A 15,762-nucleotide genomic window follows, 5' to 3' on the forward strand; every position below is an offset into this window, starting at 1 on the left:
CTGGCGAACCTGCGGTGGGCTGCTCAACGCATCAGGAGCTCAGTGAGGAGCGTGAGCGCGGCGCCGACGCTGACGTGGCGAACGCCGTCGCGGCCAACGTCGCCGAACCGGTGCTCGTGGTGGAGGACGGCGCCGCGCCCTGCGGCGGCGAAGTGGACGAGTCCGACCGGCTTCAGAGGCGAGCCGCCGGAGGGTCCGGCGACCCCGGTCACCGCGACGGCGACCCCACGATCGCCGGCCGCAGCGCACCCTGCCTCGGCCATCGCCGTCGCCACCTCGCGGCTGACCGCGCCGTGGGCGGCGATCAGGGCGGGCGGGACGCCGAGCCTCACCTTGGCGTCGTTGGAGTAGGTCACGACGCCGCCATCCACGACGTCCGACGAGCCTGGGACCGCGGTCAACGCCGCAGCGACGAGGCCGCCGGTGCACGATTCGACGGTGGTGATGGTGGCGCCGATGCGCCGGGCGGCCTCGAGGCAGGCGGCCGCCCGGGACAGCGTGTAATCGTCGAACATCACGTCCATCTCAGCACGGTCGCGAGGGCCTGGGCCGCGATCCCCTCGCCGCGTCCTGTGAAGCCGAGCCGCTCGGTCGTCGTCGCCTTCACCGAGACCCGTGCGACGGGAAGGGCGACAACCGTCGCGATGCGCGCCCGCATGGCGTCGCGCACGGGCCCGATCTTTGGCCGCTCGCAAATGATGGTAAGGTCGAGGTGGGCGATCTCCCCCACCGCGCGAACCCGCTCCGCGGCGTGGGCGAGGAAGCGGTCCGAGGACGCGCCGCGCCACGCGGGGTCGCTCGGGGGAAAGTGTTGGCCGATGTCGCCGTCGCCGATCGCCCCTAACAGCGCGTCCGTCAGTGCGTGCAGCGCGACGTCCGCGTCCGAGTGGCCCTCGAGCTGCATCGGCTCGTCGAGCGTCAGCCCGCCGAGGATCAGCGGGCCACCGGGCACCAGTCGGTGGACGTCGAACCCTTGGCCGATGGCGGGAACCGGCGCCAACGCAGCATGAGCAGAGGCGAGGTCGTCGACGGTGGTGATCTTGAAGTTCGCCCGCTCCCCGTCGACGACCTCGACCCTGGCGCCGGCTGCCTCGGCGAGCGCGGCGTCGTCCGTCGCTGCCGAGGAGGCCATGGCGTGCACGCGGACGAGGAGGGGGTAGGCGAACCCCTGGGGTGTCTGCGCCTGGGCGAGGCCCTCACGCGGGACGGTGCCGACGACCGCAGCGTCCACCAGCCGCTTCAGCGTGTCGGCGACGGGGATCGCCGGCAGCACCGCCTCCGCGCCCGACCGCAGCCGTTGGATCACCCTGTCCACCAGCGCCGCGGACACGAACGGCCTCGCCGCGTCGTGCACGAGGACGTGGCTCGGCGGGTCCGCCGCGAGGACGTCGAGCGCCGCCGCCACCGAGGCCTGCCGCGTGGCGCCGCCGGTCGCGAACAGCACCTCGTCCGCGCGCGGTCCGGCAGCCTCGCGACACGCAGCATGCTCTCCGGCGCCGACGACCGCGACGACCCTTCGCACCTCGGCGTGGTCGAGGAAGGCATCGAGCGCGCGGGCCACGACCGTGCGCCCTCCTAAAGGCAGGAACTGCTTCGGCGTGGCGCCGCCGAGCCGTAGCCCTCGTCCGGCGGCCAACACCACCGCGTCGGTCACCATGGGGTCCATCGCGCTGACCTAGCGCGGATCGGACGACGGGGACAGACACCGGAACGCGGTCTGCCACGGTCCCGACGGTCGACGCACTTGCCAACTTTCGTGTCATGGTCAAAGCATAGGCAGACGCGCGACGTGCTGGGCTTGGCGATCGCCCGCTCCGCGCTCGCGCCGCCTCGACGGGAAGGTCCGCTGCACAACGATGATGGGTCTTGCGATCGGCGACGTGGTCCTTGCGAACCGTACGGTGCTGGCGCCGATGTCCGGCATCAGCGACCTGCCGTTCCGCCGGATCGCCGCGCGCTTTGGCGCCGGTCTCGTGGTGAGCGAGATGGTGGCGAGCGACCGGCTCGTCGCCCGCGAGGTCGAGGCCCAGCTCAAGGCCGACGGGGCGGGGCTCGGGGTGCACGCGGTGCAGCTCGCCGGCTGCCGTGCGGGCGACCTTGCCGAGGCGGCGCGGATGGCGGAGGCCGCTGGCGCCCACATCGTGGACATCAACATGGGCTGTCCGGCCAAGCGCGTGGTCGGCGGCTGGGCCGGGTCGGCGCTGATGCGCGACGTTGCCCACGCCGCCTCCCTCGTCGCCGCCACGGTCGCTGCCGTGCGAGTTCCGGTGACCGTCAAGATGCGGCTCGGCTACGACCGCGCGACCCGCAACGCGCCGGAGCTCGCCAGGCTCTGCGAGGACGCTGGCGCGACGCTCATCACGGTGCACGGCCGCACGCGCTGCCAGCGCTATACGGGCATGGCGGACTGGCATGAGGTGGCGCGGACGCGGGCGGCCACGGCGCTACCCCTCGTGGTCAACGGCGACATCGACGGCGTCGCGACGGCCCGGCGCGCGCTCGCCGCCTGCGGCGCCGACGCGGTGATGGTGGGCCGCGCGAGCCTCGGCGCGCCATGGCTCGCCGGCGTCATCGGCGCCGCGCTGGCGGGGACGGCACCTCCCGTCGTTCCCCACACCGCGGCCGAGGTCGGCGCCCTCGCGCTGGAGCACCTGGAGGCGCTCGTCGAACACGCCGGGCCGGAGCGCGGGCTCCTCCTGGCGCGCAAGCACGTCGCCGCCTACGCCGATCGCGTCGAGGCACCGGGCGCGCTGCGTCGTGCCGCGCTGACGGCGAAGGGCGTACGCGAGGCACGGGCCGCGACGTCCGCACTGTTCGCGGCGGCCGACGCCACTCGGCTCGCGGCGTGACGGCGGCGCGCAGGGTCGACCCCGCCGCCATCCTTGGAGCGCTGCCGCACGCGGTGCTGGTGCTCGGACCGGGCGACGACATCGAGGCCGCGAACGACGCGGCGCAGGCCCTGTTCGGCGCCTCGCTCGCGCACCTCAGGCGCAGGCCGCTGTCCGCGTTCGTGCCGTTCGGCAGTCCGCTGCTGTCGTTGCCGGCGAAGGTGCGTCAGGCGGACGCCGGGCTCGTCGAGTACCGCGTCGACCTCTCCTCGCCGCGCGTCGGCCAGGGGCAGATCGTGGACATCCACGCCGTGCCGCTGCCCGAGGCTCCCGGGGTCGTCATCCTCACCCTCGACCGCCCGTCCATGGCCGAGAAGATCGACCGCGCGCTGACCTCCCGCGCCGCCGCGCGCTCGGTGACCGGGCTCGCCGCGATGCTCGCCCACGAGATCCGCAACCCCCTGTCCGGCATCCGCGGCGCCGCCCAGCTCATCGAGCCGGCGCTCGGCGAGGAGGACCGCGTCTTGGCCCGCCTCATCACCGAGGAGACGGACCGCATCGTCAAGCTCGTCGACCGCATGGAGGTGTTCGGCGACGCTCGGCCCGTCCGCCGCGCGCCGGTCAACATCCACGACGTGCTCGACCACGTCGAGCGGCTCGCCCGCTCCGGCTTCGCCCGCCGCGTCGAGGTGCGGAAGGCTTACGACCCGTCGCTGCCGCCCGTCCACGCCAACCGCGACCAACTCGTCCAGGTCTTCCTCAACCTCGTGAAGAACGCGGTGGAGGCGGTCGGCGACAGACCGGGCACGGTGACGCTCACCACCGCCTTCCGCCCGGGCATCCGCGTCACCGCGCCCGGCTCGCCGCACAAGGTCTCGCTGCCCCTCGAGTTTTGCGTGAAGGACGATGGGCCCGGCGTGCCGGAGGACCTGGTGCCGCACCTCTTCGAGCCGTTCGTCACGACGAAGACCAACGGCACGGGCCTCGGGCTCGCGTTGGTGGCCAAGATCATCGGCGACCATGGCGGCGTCATCGAGGTGGACACCGGCGCCGGCGTGGGCACCACCGTGCGCGTGCTCATGCCGGCCTACGAGGGGAGCGCGAGGGAGGATCCATGACAGGAACGATCTTGGTGGCGGACGACGACGGCGCCATCCGCACCGTGCTCAACCAGGCGCTGTCACGCGCGGGCTTCGATGTGCGCTGCACCTCCAACGCCGCGACGCTTTGGAACTGGATCGACCAGGGCGACGGCGACCTCGTCATCACCGACGTCATCATGCCGGACGAGAACGCCTTCGAGCTTTTGCCTCGCGTCAAGAAGCGCCGACCCGACCTTCCCGTCGTGGTGATCTCGGCGCAGAACACCTTCATGACGGCGATCCGCGCCTCCGAGCGCGGCGCCTACGAGTACCTGCCGAAGCCCTTCGACCTCAAGGAGCTCATCAACGTCGTCTGCCGGGCCCTCGCCGAGCCACGGAGCCGGCCGCCCGAGCGCGCGCCGGACCTCAGCGAACCGATGCCGCTCGTCGGCCGATCGCCGGCGATGCAGGAGATCTATCGGGTCCTCGCCCGCCTGATGCAGACCGACCTCACCGTGCTCATCCACGGCGAGTCAGGCACCGGCAAGGAGCTCGTGGCGCGCGCCCTCCACGACTACGGCAAGCGCCGCAAGGGCCCGTTCGTCGCGATCAACATGGCGGCGATCCCCAAGGACCTCATCGAGGCGGAGCTGTTCGGCCACGAGAAGGGGGCCTTCACCGGCGCCACGTCCCGCCACGCCGGACGCTTCGAGCAGGCCGAGGGCGGCACGCTCTTCCTCGACGAGATCGGCGACATGCCGATGGAGGCGCAGACGCGGCTGCTGCGCGTCCTGCAGGAGGGCGAGTACACCACCGTCGGCGGCCGAGCCCCGATCCGCACCAACGTGCGCATCGTCGCTGCGACCAACCGCGACCTGCGGCTGTGGATCAACCAAGGGCTGTTCCGTGAAGACCTCTACTTCCGGCTCAACGTGGTCCCGCTGCGCCTGCCGCCGCTGCGCGAGCGCAAGGAGGACATCGCCGACCTCGTGCGCCACTTCTTCACCGAATGCGAGGCGGACGGACTGCCGGCGAAGCGCCTCGACGGGGACGCCGTGGCGGTGCTGCAGGCGCATCGCTGGTCTGGCAACGTGCGCGAGCTGGAGAACCTCGTACGCCGCCTCGCCGCGCTCTACCCCGAGGACACGATCACCCGCGCGCACATCGAGCACGAGCTCGACGACAGCTCCGTCCTCACCGCGCCCACGTCCCAAGGTCCGGCGCAGCCCGAGACGCTCCAGGAGGCGGTGGAGCGCCACCTCAACGACTACTTCGCCGAGTTCGGCGCGACGCTGCCACCGCCCGGGCTCTACCACCGCATCATGCGGGACGTGGAGTACCCGCTGGTGTCTGCGGCACTCGCGGCGACGCGGGGCAACCAGATCAAGGCGGCCGAGCTCCTCGGGGTCAACCGCAACACGCTGCGCAAGAAGATCCGCGACCTCGACGTCAGGATGATGCGCGGGGCGCGCTGACGTCTCCGGCCGGACGGGTGCGCTCGTCGCCAAGGCGGTCGCGCCGATGACCGCCTTGGCTGTCCGCTAAAGGCTCGAGGATGGTCCCGTCGCCGAGCAGCCCGGTGACCCGGGTCGGAACGGCAGATCGCTCAGGAGCGCACGGGTCACGCCCGAGGTGGCGCCGGTCGGGGCACGGATCGTTCGACGCGCTCGATCGTTGAGTGGGAAACTATGGAGCTTCCCATGGACATCGTTCGCATCCTCTGCGCCATCTTCCTGCCACCGCTGGGCGTGTTCCTCCAGGTCGGCATCGGCTTGCAGTTCTGGCTCAACATCATCCTGACGCTGCTGGGGTACATCCCCGGCATCATCCACGCGATCTGGGTGATCGCGCGCCGTTGAGCGATGGGTTGGGGGGCGGCCCGGAGGCCACCCACCCCCCAAAACCTAGACCCTAACTCGGGAAGGGCTCCGTGGACGGCGCGTTGCAGCCGATCGTGTCCGCGCACCGGGTCGGGTGCCCGCCGTCGGCGGCGTTGCTGACCACGACGAACACGGGTCCCACGATCAGGAGCGTCAAGATGGCCAGCGCCGCAAGGGCCCCTACGGTCTGCTGCATCATGTCTCTCCCCCCATCTCCCGCGGGCCATCCAAGCGTCGATCCTTGGATCAACACAACTCCATGCGAAGGGGAAGCGGCGAACGTTGCAACCTTGTCACATGCCTACCGCACGCTTTTCGAACTCGGGACAATTGTTTAGGTCGACGCTCGCAGGACCATGTGGCAACACACGGGCAAACGCTGCGAGCGCCCCTGTCACCCATCGACCGCCATGGATCCGCTGACGCTCTACGACACGCGGACCCGCGCCAAGGTGCAGCTGGTGCCGCGCGACCCGGCGAGCGTGCGCATGTACGCCTGCGGCCCAACGGTCTACGCGCGCGCCCACATCGGCAACGCGCGGCCGCTCATCGTCTTCGACGTCCTGTTCCGCGTGCTGCGCCGCGCCTACGGCGAGGCGTGCGTCACCTACGTGCGCAACATCACCGACGTCGAGGACAAGATCAACGTGCGCGCCAGGGAGGAGGGCGTCTCCATCGGCGAGCTCACTGCGGCGACGATCCGCGACTTCCATGAGGACGTAGGCGCGCTCGGTTGCCTTCCACCGACCCACGAGCCGCGCGCCACCGACCACGTCGGCGACATGCGTACGCTGATCGAGGCGCTGGTCGCCCGCGGGCACGCCTACACGGCGCAGGGCCACGTCCTGTTCGCCGTCGGCTCCCTCGCCTCCTACGGCACGCTGTCCCACCGCTCGCTGGACGAGATGGTGGCCGGAGCGCGGGTGGAGGTCGCGCCGTACAAGCGCGACCCGATGGACTTCGTGCTGTGGAAGCCCTCGCGCGAGGGCGAGCCGGCCTGGGACAGTCCCGCGGGGATCGCCGAGCCGGGGCGTCCGGGGTGGCACATCGAGTGCTCCGCGATGGCGCACCACTTCCTCGGTGAGACGTTCGATATCCACGGCGGCGGCATCGACCTCGTCTTCCCCCACCACGAGAACGAGCGGGCGCAGACCTGCGCGGGCTTCGCGGTGGAGGAGATGGCGAGCGTGTGGATGCACAACGGCTTCCTCCAGGTGGAGGGGCGCAAGATGGCGAAGTCCGAGGGCAACTTCGTCACGATCCGCGACGCGCTCGGTGAGGCTTCGGGTGACGTCCTACGCCTCGCGATGCTGATGACGCACTACCGCCAGCCCATCGGCTGGACGGCGCGGCGCGTCGCGGACGCTCGGGAGCTGCTGCGGTCGTGGAGCGGCGATGTGGGCGGCGACGGCGCGGCGGACGCCGCCGTGGTGGCTGCGCTGCACGACGACCTCAACACGCCGCGCGCCGTGGCGCGGCTCGGTGAGCTGGCCCTCGAGCGCTCGGCCTCGCTCGGGGCGAGCGCCGGGCTCCTTGGCCTCGACCTCGCACGGGTCGCGGAGGGCGAGGCGGCGGCGGCCGAGCGGCGCGCGCGGGCCATCTCGATCGACGTGGACGCGCTCGTTGCGCAGCGGCTCGAGGCGCGGGTCGCACGCCGCTTCGCCGACGCCGATGCGATCCGCGACCGCCTCGCTGCCGAGGGCATCGCGCTGAGGGACGGCAAGGACGAGGCGGGCCGCCCGACGACCACGTGGACGTTCGCCGACTAGAGCATCCTGGGTCTCCTCAGACCCAGATAAGAGGCTCTAGCTCCTCGATTAGGAGCGGTCTTCTTGGGGTTAGGTGGTTCCACCTAACCCCAAACCGCCCTAGGTTCGTGATGGGTCAGAGCCGCCGCAGCGTGGCCTCGCGCGGCTCGCGCTCGGCGGCGAGCGTCGTATGCCTTGAGATGAGCCTCGGGATCACGTCGGCGACCTCGCCGACCACCTCGTAGCTCACCTCCCAGCCTGGCCGTATGAAGCCCGCTTCCCTCATGTGGACGATGAGCGCGTTCAACGGGTCCCAGAAGCCGCGTACGTTGGCAAGGACGATGGGCTTCTCGTGCCGGCCGAGCTGCGACCAGGTCATCATCTCGACGACCTCCTCGAGCGTGCCGACGCCGCCAGGCAGCGCCACGAACCCGTCGGAGCGCTCGAACATCAGCCGCTTGCGCTCGTGCATGTCGTCGGTGACGATGAGTTCGGTGACCTCCGTCAGCATCACCTCTCGCTCGTGTAGGAAGCTTGGGATGATGCCGACGACCTTGCCGCCGTGGTCCAGCATGGTTCGTGCGATGCGACCCATGAGGCCCAACGACCCACCGCCGTAGACAAGGCCGAGACCGGCCTTGGCGAGGGCGACGCCAAGCTCCTCGGCGGCGGCGGCGTAGCGCGGGTCGTGTCCCGTCGCCGAGCCGCAATAGACGCACACGCTCGTCAGTCCCATGGCGGACAAGGCTATCATGCGCCTTGGCGGCACGCACTTGCGTACGTGCCGCCGAGGCGCGGCGTCAGTTGGCGGTGGCGGGCTCGCGCTCGGTCTCGATGGAGTCGGTCTGAGCGGGGTCCGCGTCCTGCGAGGTCGGCTCCTCCGCGCCCGTCGTCGTGGCGTCGCCTTCGGCGGGCAGGGCCTCGGTGGCCGCCGGTGCGGTCTCCGTCGTCTCGATCTCGACCGGCGTGGTCTCGGTCGTCGCAGCATCGCCCTCGGTGGTCGCCGGCACCGTCTCGACGTTCACCTCGGGCTCGGCGGTCTCCACGGTGACGTCCGCGCCCTCCGTCTCGGTGGTGGTGACGACGGGATCCTCCACCGTCTCGTCGAAGTAGCCGAGGTAGTAGGCCCCTCCGGCAACGATCAGGGCGATGATGATCACCGTGATGATGAGGTTCGTGACGTTCATGCAGCGCTCCACAGATGCGGTCCTGGCGACGCCGTGACCGCGGGTTGGAACGTCGCCGGGGGGCCAGCGACGGATCGGAAGGGGGCCGCGCGTCGACGACCACGCCCCCGTAACGCGACCCCAGGGTCAACCGTTCAAACCGAACCCGTCATTGTATGGCAAGTTCCACGTCCGCACCGGCGAGGAGGGCTCCGAGCGCGATGCCGCCGGCGTCCGCGACGAAGCCGAAACCCACCGCTTCGCCGGGGGCGATGGCACCGTTCCAGTCGGTGTTCTGAAACGTGACGCGCGCGCCCTCATCGGCGGCAAGGTGCGCGCTCCACACCTCGGCAACGTCGAACGGCAGCTCGAGGCTCAGCGTCCAGCCGGCGACCGGCGCCTCGGAGGTGTTCCTGAGGACGACGTTGAACAGCGCGCCGTCGCCCCAGTCGTTCTCGAGGATGAGGTCGATGGCGAGCTGCGTCGCGTCCGGTGAGGGCACCGCGCCCCCCGCCGTCCCGGCCGAGCCGCTCGCGACCGTCGCCTGCGCGGACCCGCCGCGGATGGTGGCGCCGTCCGCTCCGGTGAGCTCGAGCGTCAGTCGGCCCGTCCCGTCCTCCACCGGGACCTCCAGCGTCGCCTCCCGCTCGCCGCTGGGGACGACGAGCGTACCGCCGAGCGCCTCCACGGCGCCGTCGTTCGTCGCGAGCCGGTAGTCCACCGTGACGTCGCGCGTCGAGGGCTCAGAGAGGACGACGCGGAAGCGCGCCGCGCCCGCCCCGTCCGGCACCAGCGCGTTGGCGACGTCGACGGTGGGCGGTCCGGCCGGTCGCCGGTCCCGCTCCTCCTCGGCGACGACCGCCGTCCCGAGGGCTCGCTGCGCACCCTGCGCGCTCACCACGAGGTAGAAGTACTCGTCGCCCTCGGCGACGGCGTCGGGTAGCACCGGCACGGCGACCTCGCGGACCCGCTCGCCCGCGGCGAAGTCGAGCGTCCCAGCCGTCGCCACGTAGTCCTCGCCGGCCTTCGCGGTCCCGTCGGCCGTCGCGTACTTGACGTACAAGTCCGCGTCGGCGGGTGCCTCCAGCGTCACCGTGAAGGTTGCCACCGTCGCCGGCCCGGCGGGGTCGTCCTCACGGGTCCTTACAAGGAACGGCTCGAGGAGCTGGGCGACGGGATCGCGCAGCGTCCTCCAGTCGTCCTCGAAGAGACCTCCGGTGTCGCGCGAGTTGGGGTTCAGCGACCACCACATCCAAGGCAGGTCGAGCTCGGTCATGTAGGATGACAGCGCGTCCGCCCAGGCCTGGTCCGCGGGGGTGGCGAGCCGTCCGCCCCACTCGCCGAGGAGGACGGGCGCGACGCCCCCCTCCACGAGGTAGCCCCAGTTCTTGCGCCAGGTCTCCTCGAGGGGCCGGCCGGTCTCAAACCAGGGCTGCTCGTGGACCGACGGGGGGTAGTCGTGGGCCGAGTAGACCAGCTTGTCCGGGTGCGACAGGCGGACGGGACGCTCACGAACGCCCTGCAGGTTGCCGCCCCACCAGTAGGCGTCGCCGTCATGGACCGCGACGCCCTCCACGACGATCAGCCAGTGAGGCGCGACGTCGAGCACCGCCTCGCCGATGCGCTCTGCGGCGGCAGCCCAGTCGGTGGCCGAGCCGTCGCCCCAGGTCGCAAGGTGCGGCTCGTTGATGAGGTCAGCGCCGATCACCGCCGGGTGGTCGCCGTAGCGCTCGGCCATCGCCTGCCACTCGGCGATGACGTCGGCCTCAGTGCGCCCGTCGCCGTACCACAGTCCGTTCTCGTTGGGACCGCCGCCGGGCGTTCCCCTGTGGTAGTCGAAGAGGATCCTGAGCCCGACGGTCTCGGCGTAGTCCGCGATCGCATCAAGGATCTGGAGCCCGTCGAGGCCCTCGAGGTCCGGGTTGAGCGCGAAGTCGATGCCGCTCGGCGTTCCACCGCCCGACGCGACGAGCTCGCCGGAGAATGGCAGCCGCAGCGTGGTGAAGCCGAGGGCGTCGACCTCGTCCATCAGCTCGCGCCAGTTGCGCGCCCACAGTCCGTGCGGGACGAAGATGTCGGTCTCGAGGCCGAACCAGTTCAGCCCATGGATCGTCACCGGACGGCCGGTGGCGTCGACGATGGCAGCCCCGCGGACGGAGTAGGGGGTCGGTGCTGGATCAGCTCGTGCATCGGACGCGCCCGTCGGCTCCGCCACCGTCACAGGGCCGACGGTGATCGACGGGAGGTGCGGCGCCTCGGAGGCCTCTTCCTGAGGCTCCGTTGCGGGATCGGGCGCCTCGGCGACGGCGCTCGGGGGCTCTTGCGCCGTCCGCGCCGCGGCCTCTGCGGCGAGCTCGACGTCGGAGCCCAGGAGCTCGAAGGGACCGCTGCCGTCGACCTTGAGGCCGAAGGCAACGGCGGTCCCTGCTGCGACCAGCTGGTTGTAGGGGGCGGGTCCGAGGACGTAGCGCGTGCCAGTCGCCTCGAGCACGATCGCGTTCCAAAGCTCGACGATCTCGCCCCCAGCGTCGAGCTCCACGCGCCACCCGGCGAGGGGGTCGGCGGCGGTGAGCGTGACGTCGATCACCGCGCCGCCGTCCCAGCGCTCGCGAACGCTCGACTCGAGGGTGGCCTCCGCCGCCGTGTCCGCCATAGGGTCGTCCCTCCCGTAGGACGCGCTCGCCCGCCGGTCCACGTCTAGCGTGCTTCCGTCGGGCGGACAAAGCCACGTGGCGCGGGCTCTTGGCGGGCGTGCGCAGCCGCGCTTGCCGCACCGCCTGCTTTGGCGTAACGATCCGGCCGCGGCGACGTGGCGGAGTGGTTACGCAGCGGACTGCAAATCCGTGCACGCCGGTTCGATTCCGGCCGTCGCCTCCAGGTCCGGCGGGCACGCCACGCGGTCGGACCCTTAGGCACCAGCTCGGAGGCCCCATGGGCGACGCCTCTGTCCTGCGCACGCGCATGGTCAACAACCAGCTGCGCACGTTCGACGTCACCGACCACCGCATCCAAGACGCCATGCTGATGGTGGAGCGAGAGCGCTTCGTGCCGGGCGATCAGCGGGCCATCGCCTACTCCGACGAGGCGATCCCCATCGTGCGCGATGCCATCGGTCGGCCGCTGCGAACGATGACGCGCCCTGCCGTCCTCGGCCGCCTGCTGCAGCTCGCCCGCATCGGCGAGGATGACGTGGTGCTCCTCGTCGGCGCCGGGCTCGGCTACGCGGCCGCGGTGATCGGCGAGTTCGCAAGCTCGGTCATCGCGCTCGAGTGCGACGGGGCGCTCGCCGAGCGCGCCGGGGCGGCTCTCGAGGACGTGTCCAACGTCGTCGTCGTGACGGGGCCGCTCGACGCGGGCTACCCGTCGGAGGCGCCGTTCGACGTCGTGTTCGTCGACGGGGCGATCCTCACCGAGCCGACTGCCCTCCTCGATCAGCTCAAGGCGGGCGGTCGGCTCGTGGCGGTCCACGGCGAGGGGCTCGCCGGCCGGGCGCAGATCTACGTGCGCGGGGAGGAGGGCGTGTCCATGCGCTACGCGTTCAACGCTGCGGCCCACGTCCTGCCGGGGTTCCGCACCGAACCCTCCTTCGTGTTCTAGGCGCTGGCGCGTCCCATCGCATCGCGCGACGCCCTGGCCGGCTTGCCCGCGGCCATGGTACGGTCCGGCATCATCGAACCGCGGGGAGGGTTGCCATGGCCCATCGGCTCACCGAGGACGCCCGGGGCGTCTACATCATCTCCGCCACGCCGTTCGGCGACGACGGGGCGGTCGATCGCACAAGCCTCGACCGGCTGACCGACTTCTACCTGGAGAGCGGCGTCGACGGCATCACCATCCTCGGCGTGATGGGCGAGGCGCCCAAGCTGACCACCGACGAGTCGGCCGAGATCATCGCCCAGGTGCTCGGCCGCGTGGACGGGCGCGTGCCGGTCGTGGTGGGGGTGTCGAACCCCGGGCTCGACAACCTCGTGAACCTTGCGCACGTCGCGATGGACCACGGCGCCGCGGGCGTCATGGTCGCGCCGAGCGCTGCTGCGAAGACCGAGACCAACGTCATCGCGCAGTTCGCCGCGATCGCGGAGCGGCTGCCGGACGTGCCGCTCGTCTACCAGGACTTTCCGCTGACGACGCAGATGCCGATCTCGGCCGCGGCCTTCACGTCGCTGGTGGAGACCGTGCCCTCCGTCGTCATGTTGAAGCACGAGGACTGGCCGGGGTTGCCGAAGCTCACGGCGGTGCGTGCCGCAGCCGAGGCGCGTGGGGCACGGCGCGTGTCGATCCTCGTCGGCAACGGCGGGCTCTACCTGCCGCAGGAGCTCGCGCGCGGCGCGGACGGCGCCATGACGGGGTTCGCCTACCCTGAGATGCTGGTCGAGGTGGTGCGGCGCCACCATGCCGGCGATCGCGACGGCGCGGAGGACCTCTTCGACCTCTACCTGCCGGTGCTGCGCCACGAGCAGCAGCCTGGCTTCGGCCTCGCGGTGCGCAAGGAGATCCTGCGCCGGCGCGGCGTCCTCGCGTCCGCCGCGACCCGCGCGCCGGGTCCCTCGCTGGACCGCACGGGCCACGAGGAGCTGACGCGCCTCATCGACCGCCTGGAGCGACGGCTCGACGCCGGCGGCGTGGCCATCGCCGCGCAGTGAGCCGGCGCCCGGCTCAACCGCTCCAGAGGCGGGCGACTTAAACCGTCTGATCCTGCGCGGCGCGGCTCGCCCACCAGCGCGCCGCGCCATCACGCTGCCGAGGGAAGCCCGCGTGTACCACCCGCACCTCGAGGTGATCGAGCGCGAGTATCGCGCGCTCATCCTCAACAACTGCGCCCTCGACAAGCTGTGGACGGGCGGACGCTGGCTCGAGGGCCCGGCGTACTTCGCGGCTCACCGTGCGCTGGTCTTCTCCGACATCCCGAACGACCGGATGCTGCGCTACGACGAGGCGACGGGGACGGTCGGCGTGTTCCGCGAGCCGGCGCGGCACGCCAACGGCAACACGCGCGACCGGGAAGGGCGGCTCGTCACGTGCGAGCACTCGGGCCGGCGCGTCACGCGCACCGAGCACGACGGCACGATCACGGTGCTCGCCGACCGGGTGGACGGCAAGCGGCTCAACTCGCCCAACGACGTGGTGGTCGCGCCGGATGGCGCGGTCTGGTTCACCGACCCCACCTACGGCATCGACAAGGACTACGAGGGGGCACGCGCCGCCCAGGAGCTCCCCTCGTGCGACGTGTACCGCATCGACCCGCACACGGGGATGGTTCGCGCCGTCGCGACCGACTTCGTGCGGCCCAACGGCATCGCCTTCTCGCCGGACTACCGGTGGCTGTTCGTCGCCGACACCGGCATCAGCCACGTGTCGGGCGGGCCACGACACATCCGCCGCTTCGGGGTGGACGGTGCGCGGCTCTCGGGCGGCGAGGTGTTCGTCGAATGCGACCACGGCGTGTTCGATGGCTTCCGCTTCTGCGAGCGGGGCTACCTGTGGACGAGCGCCGGCGACGGCGTCCGCTGCTACAACGGCGAGGGTGCGCTGGTCGGCAAGGTCCGCGTGCCGGAGGTCGTGGCCAACGTCGCTTGGGGGATGCGGGCGCGCAACCGGCTCTACATATGCGGCACGTCCTCGCTTTACGCGACGTACCTTGCGACGAACGGGATGGCCTACCCCAGCTGAGGGGTCGTCAATCCGCGCTCGCGCCACCAAGGCGCGCGCTGGGCAGCCTCGGCGGGGGATCGACGAACATGTCGCTCGTGCCGACGTCGCTCAGCACCCGTCGAACGATCTCGTGCACCGCGACCGCGACGCCGGCCGGATCGTAGAAGCTGCCCTTGAGCTGCGTCGCCTTGGCGAGCGCGCGCACGAAGTCCTCGACGTAGCCTGCATCAGGAGGGCTCGGAGCGCGCCAAAAGGCGTCCAGCGGCTGGCCGTCGGTCAACCCCGGCAGGTCATAGATCGCGGTGCCGAGCACCTTGACCGGTCGTCCCGTGCGCAGCGCGTAGAGCCCGACGGTGGAGTTGACGAGGACGACGCCGCTCGCGTGGTCGAGCATCTCCTGAAGCGGCCCGGCGGAGATCATCCGCACCCGCCCGGTCAGCCCGTGCCGACGCTTCACCCGCTTCAGGGTGCGCTGCCAGTTCTCCAGTCCATTGTCGAGGGGGTGGATCTTGACGAGGAGCGAGGCCTCGGCGGGCGCGTGCGCCGCGAAGGAAGCGAACACCTCCTCCACCACCTCGCGCATGCGCCGGTAGGGCGAGTTGTGCCGGATCTGATAGTCCTCCTCGAGCTGCAGCGGCAGCAGGAAGAAGGGCTTGGAGACAGCGATGATGCGGCGGAGCTGGCTGGGTGCGCGGGCGCGGGCGATCTGCCGCCGCACAAGCTGCGGCAGCCAGGACGCGTACTCCTTCAGCGGATGGTTCGGCCGGTCGCGCTCGTAGTGCGGGTACGCCGGGGCGAGCAGGAGCCGGGCCAGCGTGTAGGTCACGTCGCACGTCGCCTCGTGGACGAAGGAGTGGCGGTAGCGGATGACGTTGTCGACGGGCGGCGCGTCCCTGGCGACGCGCTCGATGTGCGCGCGGTCGGTGGGGAACCTCGAGTAGGCGCCCATGCCGCCGGGCTCCAGGGTCAGCCAGTCCGGCCTGAGGTAGCCGTTCTCCACCACGTAGGGCGTCGCCCCGTGGCGCGCCGCGGCCTCCGCGGCGACACGGTGGTAGGGTAGGCGGTCGGCGAAGTAGATCACGTCCGTGATGCGCTCGCGCGACATGAGCGCGTCGAGGTGGTCGTCGAACGCCTCGAGCCGCCCGCGATAGGGGTCGCCCTGGCCGCGCGCGCGCAGCCAGTCGCCGGCGTGGAGGAGCACGCGCGTCACGGGGACGCCAGCCTCCAGGAACGCTGCGGCGAGCGCGTTGAAGAACGTCGTCGGCGGGCCTTGCAGCAGCAGCACGTGGCGCCCGCCCGAGGGACCGGACGATGCTGCGAGCGCGCTGGATGCGTCGGGGTGGACGGGATCGGTCCAGTTCGGCGAGGTGCGACTTTGCAAGGTAAGCGACGCCAGCTAATCGAGG

General features: G+C 71.4%; 14 protein-coding genes and 1 tRNA gene. 9 read left to right on the plus strand and 6 right to left on the minus strand.

Translation table 11 applies throughout. The features are described 5' to 3' along the window. Positions 1-23: 23 nt before the first annotated feature. Together ACOOE8_RS13755 and ACOOE8_RS13760 are read right to left on the minus strand one after the other, a co-directional pair. Positions 24-515, minus strand: a complete 492-nt coding sequence (locus tag ACOOE8_RS13755) for a CinA family protein (protein WP_420392016.1) — start codon at positions 513-515, stop codon at positions 24-26. Further along, positions 515-1,657: a bifunctional 2-C-methyl-D-erythritol 4-phosphate cytidylyltransferase/2-C-methyl-D-erythritol 2,4-cyclodiphosphate synthase gene (locus ACOOE8_RS13760; protein ID WP_420392017.1), complete on the minus strand. Its 1,143-nt coding sequence runs from the start codon at positions 1,655-1,657 to the stop codon at positions 515-517. Before ACOOE8_RS13760 ends, ACOOE8_RS13755 begins: the two co-directional genes overlap by 1 nt. Positions 1,658-1,856: 199 nt before the next feature. Here ACOOE8_RS13760 and dusB point away from each other — a divergent pair, with 199 nt between their 5' ends. The 5 genes from dusB (at position 1,857) to cysS (ending at position 7,559) form a co-directional block, all read left to right on the plus strand. After that, positions 1,857-2,849: a tRNA dihydrouridine synthase DusB gene (dusB, locus tag ACOOE8_RS13765; RefSeq protein ID WP_420392018.1), complete on the plus strand. Its 993-nt coding sequence runs from the start codon at positions 1,857-1,859 to the stop codon at positions 2,847-2,849. Then, complete coding sequence (locus tag ACOOE8_RS13770) at positions 2,846-3,946, plus strand: two-component system sensor histidine kinase NtrB (RefSeq protein ID WP_420392019.1); 1,101 nt, start codon at positions 2,846-2,848, stop codon at positions 3,944-3,946. Before dusB ends, ACOOE8_RS13770 begins: the two co-directional genes overlap by 4 nt. After that, positions 3,943-5,385, plus strand: a complete 1,443-nt coding sequence (ntrC, locus tag ACOOE8_RS13775) for a nitrogen regulation protein NR(I) (protein ID WP_420392020.1) — start codon at positions 3,943-3,945, stop codon at positions 5,383-5,385. Before ACOOE8_RS13770 ends, ntrC begins: the two co-directional genes overlap by 4 nt. Before the next feature lie 225 nt (positions 5,386-5,610). Then, positions 5,611-5,769 (plus strand): YqaE/Pmp3 family membrane protein, encoded by a 159-nt coding sequence (locus tag ACOOE8_RS13780; protein WP_420392021.1) that lies wholly within the window; start codon positions 5,611-5,613, stop codon positions 5,767-5,769. Positions 5,770-6,200: 431 nt separating this feature from the next. Continuing rightward, positions 6,201-7,559: a cysteine--tRNA ligase gene (gene cysS, locus ACOOE8_RS13785; RefSeq protein ID WP_420392022.1), complete on the plus strand. Its 1,359-nt coding sequence runs from the start codon at positions 6,201-6,203 to the stop codon at positions 7,557-7,559. Between the two features lie 115 nt (positions 7,560-7,674). Here the strand turns inward: cysS and ACOOE8_RS13790 are convergent, their stop codons facing one another. From ACOOE8_RS13790 to ACOOE8_RS13800, 3 genes are all read right to left on the minus strand, one after another. Further along, positions 7,675-8,292 (minus strand): TIGR00730 family Rossman fold protein, encoded by a 618-nt coding sequence (locus ACOOE8_RS13790; protein ID WP_420392023.1) that lies wholly within the window; start codon positions 8,290-8,292, stop codon positions 7,675-7,677. 46 nt (positions 8,293-8,338) lie between these two features. Continuing rightward, entirely contained in the window at positions 8,339-8,725 is a 387-nt protein-coding gene (locus ACOOE8_RS13795; RefSeq protein ID WP_420392024.1) for a hypothetical protein, read from the minus strand. A 148-nt stretch (positions 8,726-8,873) separates the two neighbouring features. Then, positions 8,874-11,357, minus strand: a complete 2,484-nt coding sequence (locus ACOOE8_RS13800; RefSeq protein ID WP_420392025.1) for a cellulase family glycosylhydrolase — start codon at positions 11,355-11,357, stop codon at positions 8,874-8,876. Positions 11,358-11,507: 150 nt separating this feature from the next. Between ACOOE8_RS13800 and ACOOE8_RS13805 the strand changes: the two genes are divergently transcribed. From ACOOE8_RS13805 to ACOOE8_RS13820, 4 genes are all read left to right on the plus strand, one after another. Next, positions 11,508-11,581, plus strand: a tRNA-Cys gene (locus ACOOE8_RS13805). A 54-nt stretch (positions 11,582-11,635) separates the two neighbouring features. Continuing rightward, positions 11,636-12,301, plus strand: a complete 666-nt coding sequence (locus ACOOE8_RS13810) for a protein-L-isoaspartate O-methyltransferase family protein (protein ID WP_420392026.1) — start codon at positions 11,636-11,638, stop codon at positions 12,299-12,301. A 95-nt stretch (positions 12,302-12,396) separates the two neighbouring features. Then, positions 12,397-13,347 (plus strand): dihydrodipicolinate synthase family protein, encoded by a 951-nt coding sequence (locus tag ACOOE8_RS13815; protein ID WP_420392027.1) that lies wholly within the window; start codon positions 12,397-12,399, stop codon positions 13,345-13,347. A 112-nt stretch (positions 13,348-13,459) separates the two neighbouring features. Next, a complete protein-coding gene (locus ACOOE8_RS13820) occupies positions 13,460-14,374 on the plus strand; it encodes an SMP-30/gluconolactonase/LRE family protein (RefSeq protein WP_420392028.1) in 915 nt (304 codons plus the stop codon). Positions 14,375-14,381: 7 nt separating this feature from the next. Here the strand turns inward: ACOOE8_RS13820 and ACOOE8_RS13825 are convergent, their stop codons facing one another. Further along, entirely contained in the window at positions 14,382-15,737 is a 1,356-nt protein-coding gene (locus ACOOE8_RS13825) for a capsule biosynthesis protein (RefSeq protein ID WP_420392029.1), read from the minus strand. Between the last annotated feature and the right edge of the window lie 25 nt (positions 15,738-15,762).

This window comes from Acuticoccus sp. (assembly GCF_965213555.1).
Lineage (GTDB): Bacteria > Pseudomonadota > Alphaproteobacteria > Rhizobiales > Amorphaceae > Acuticoccus.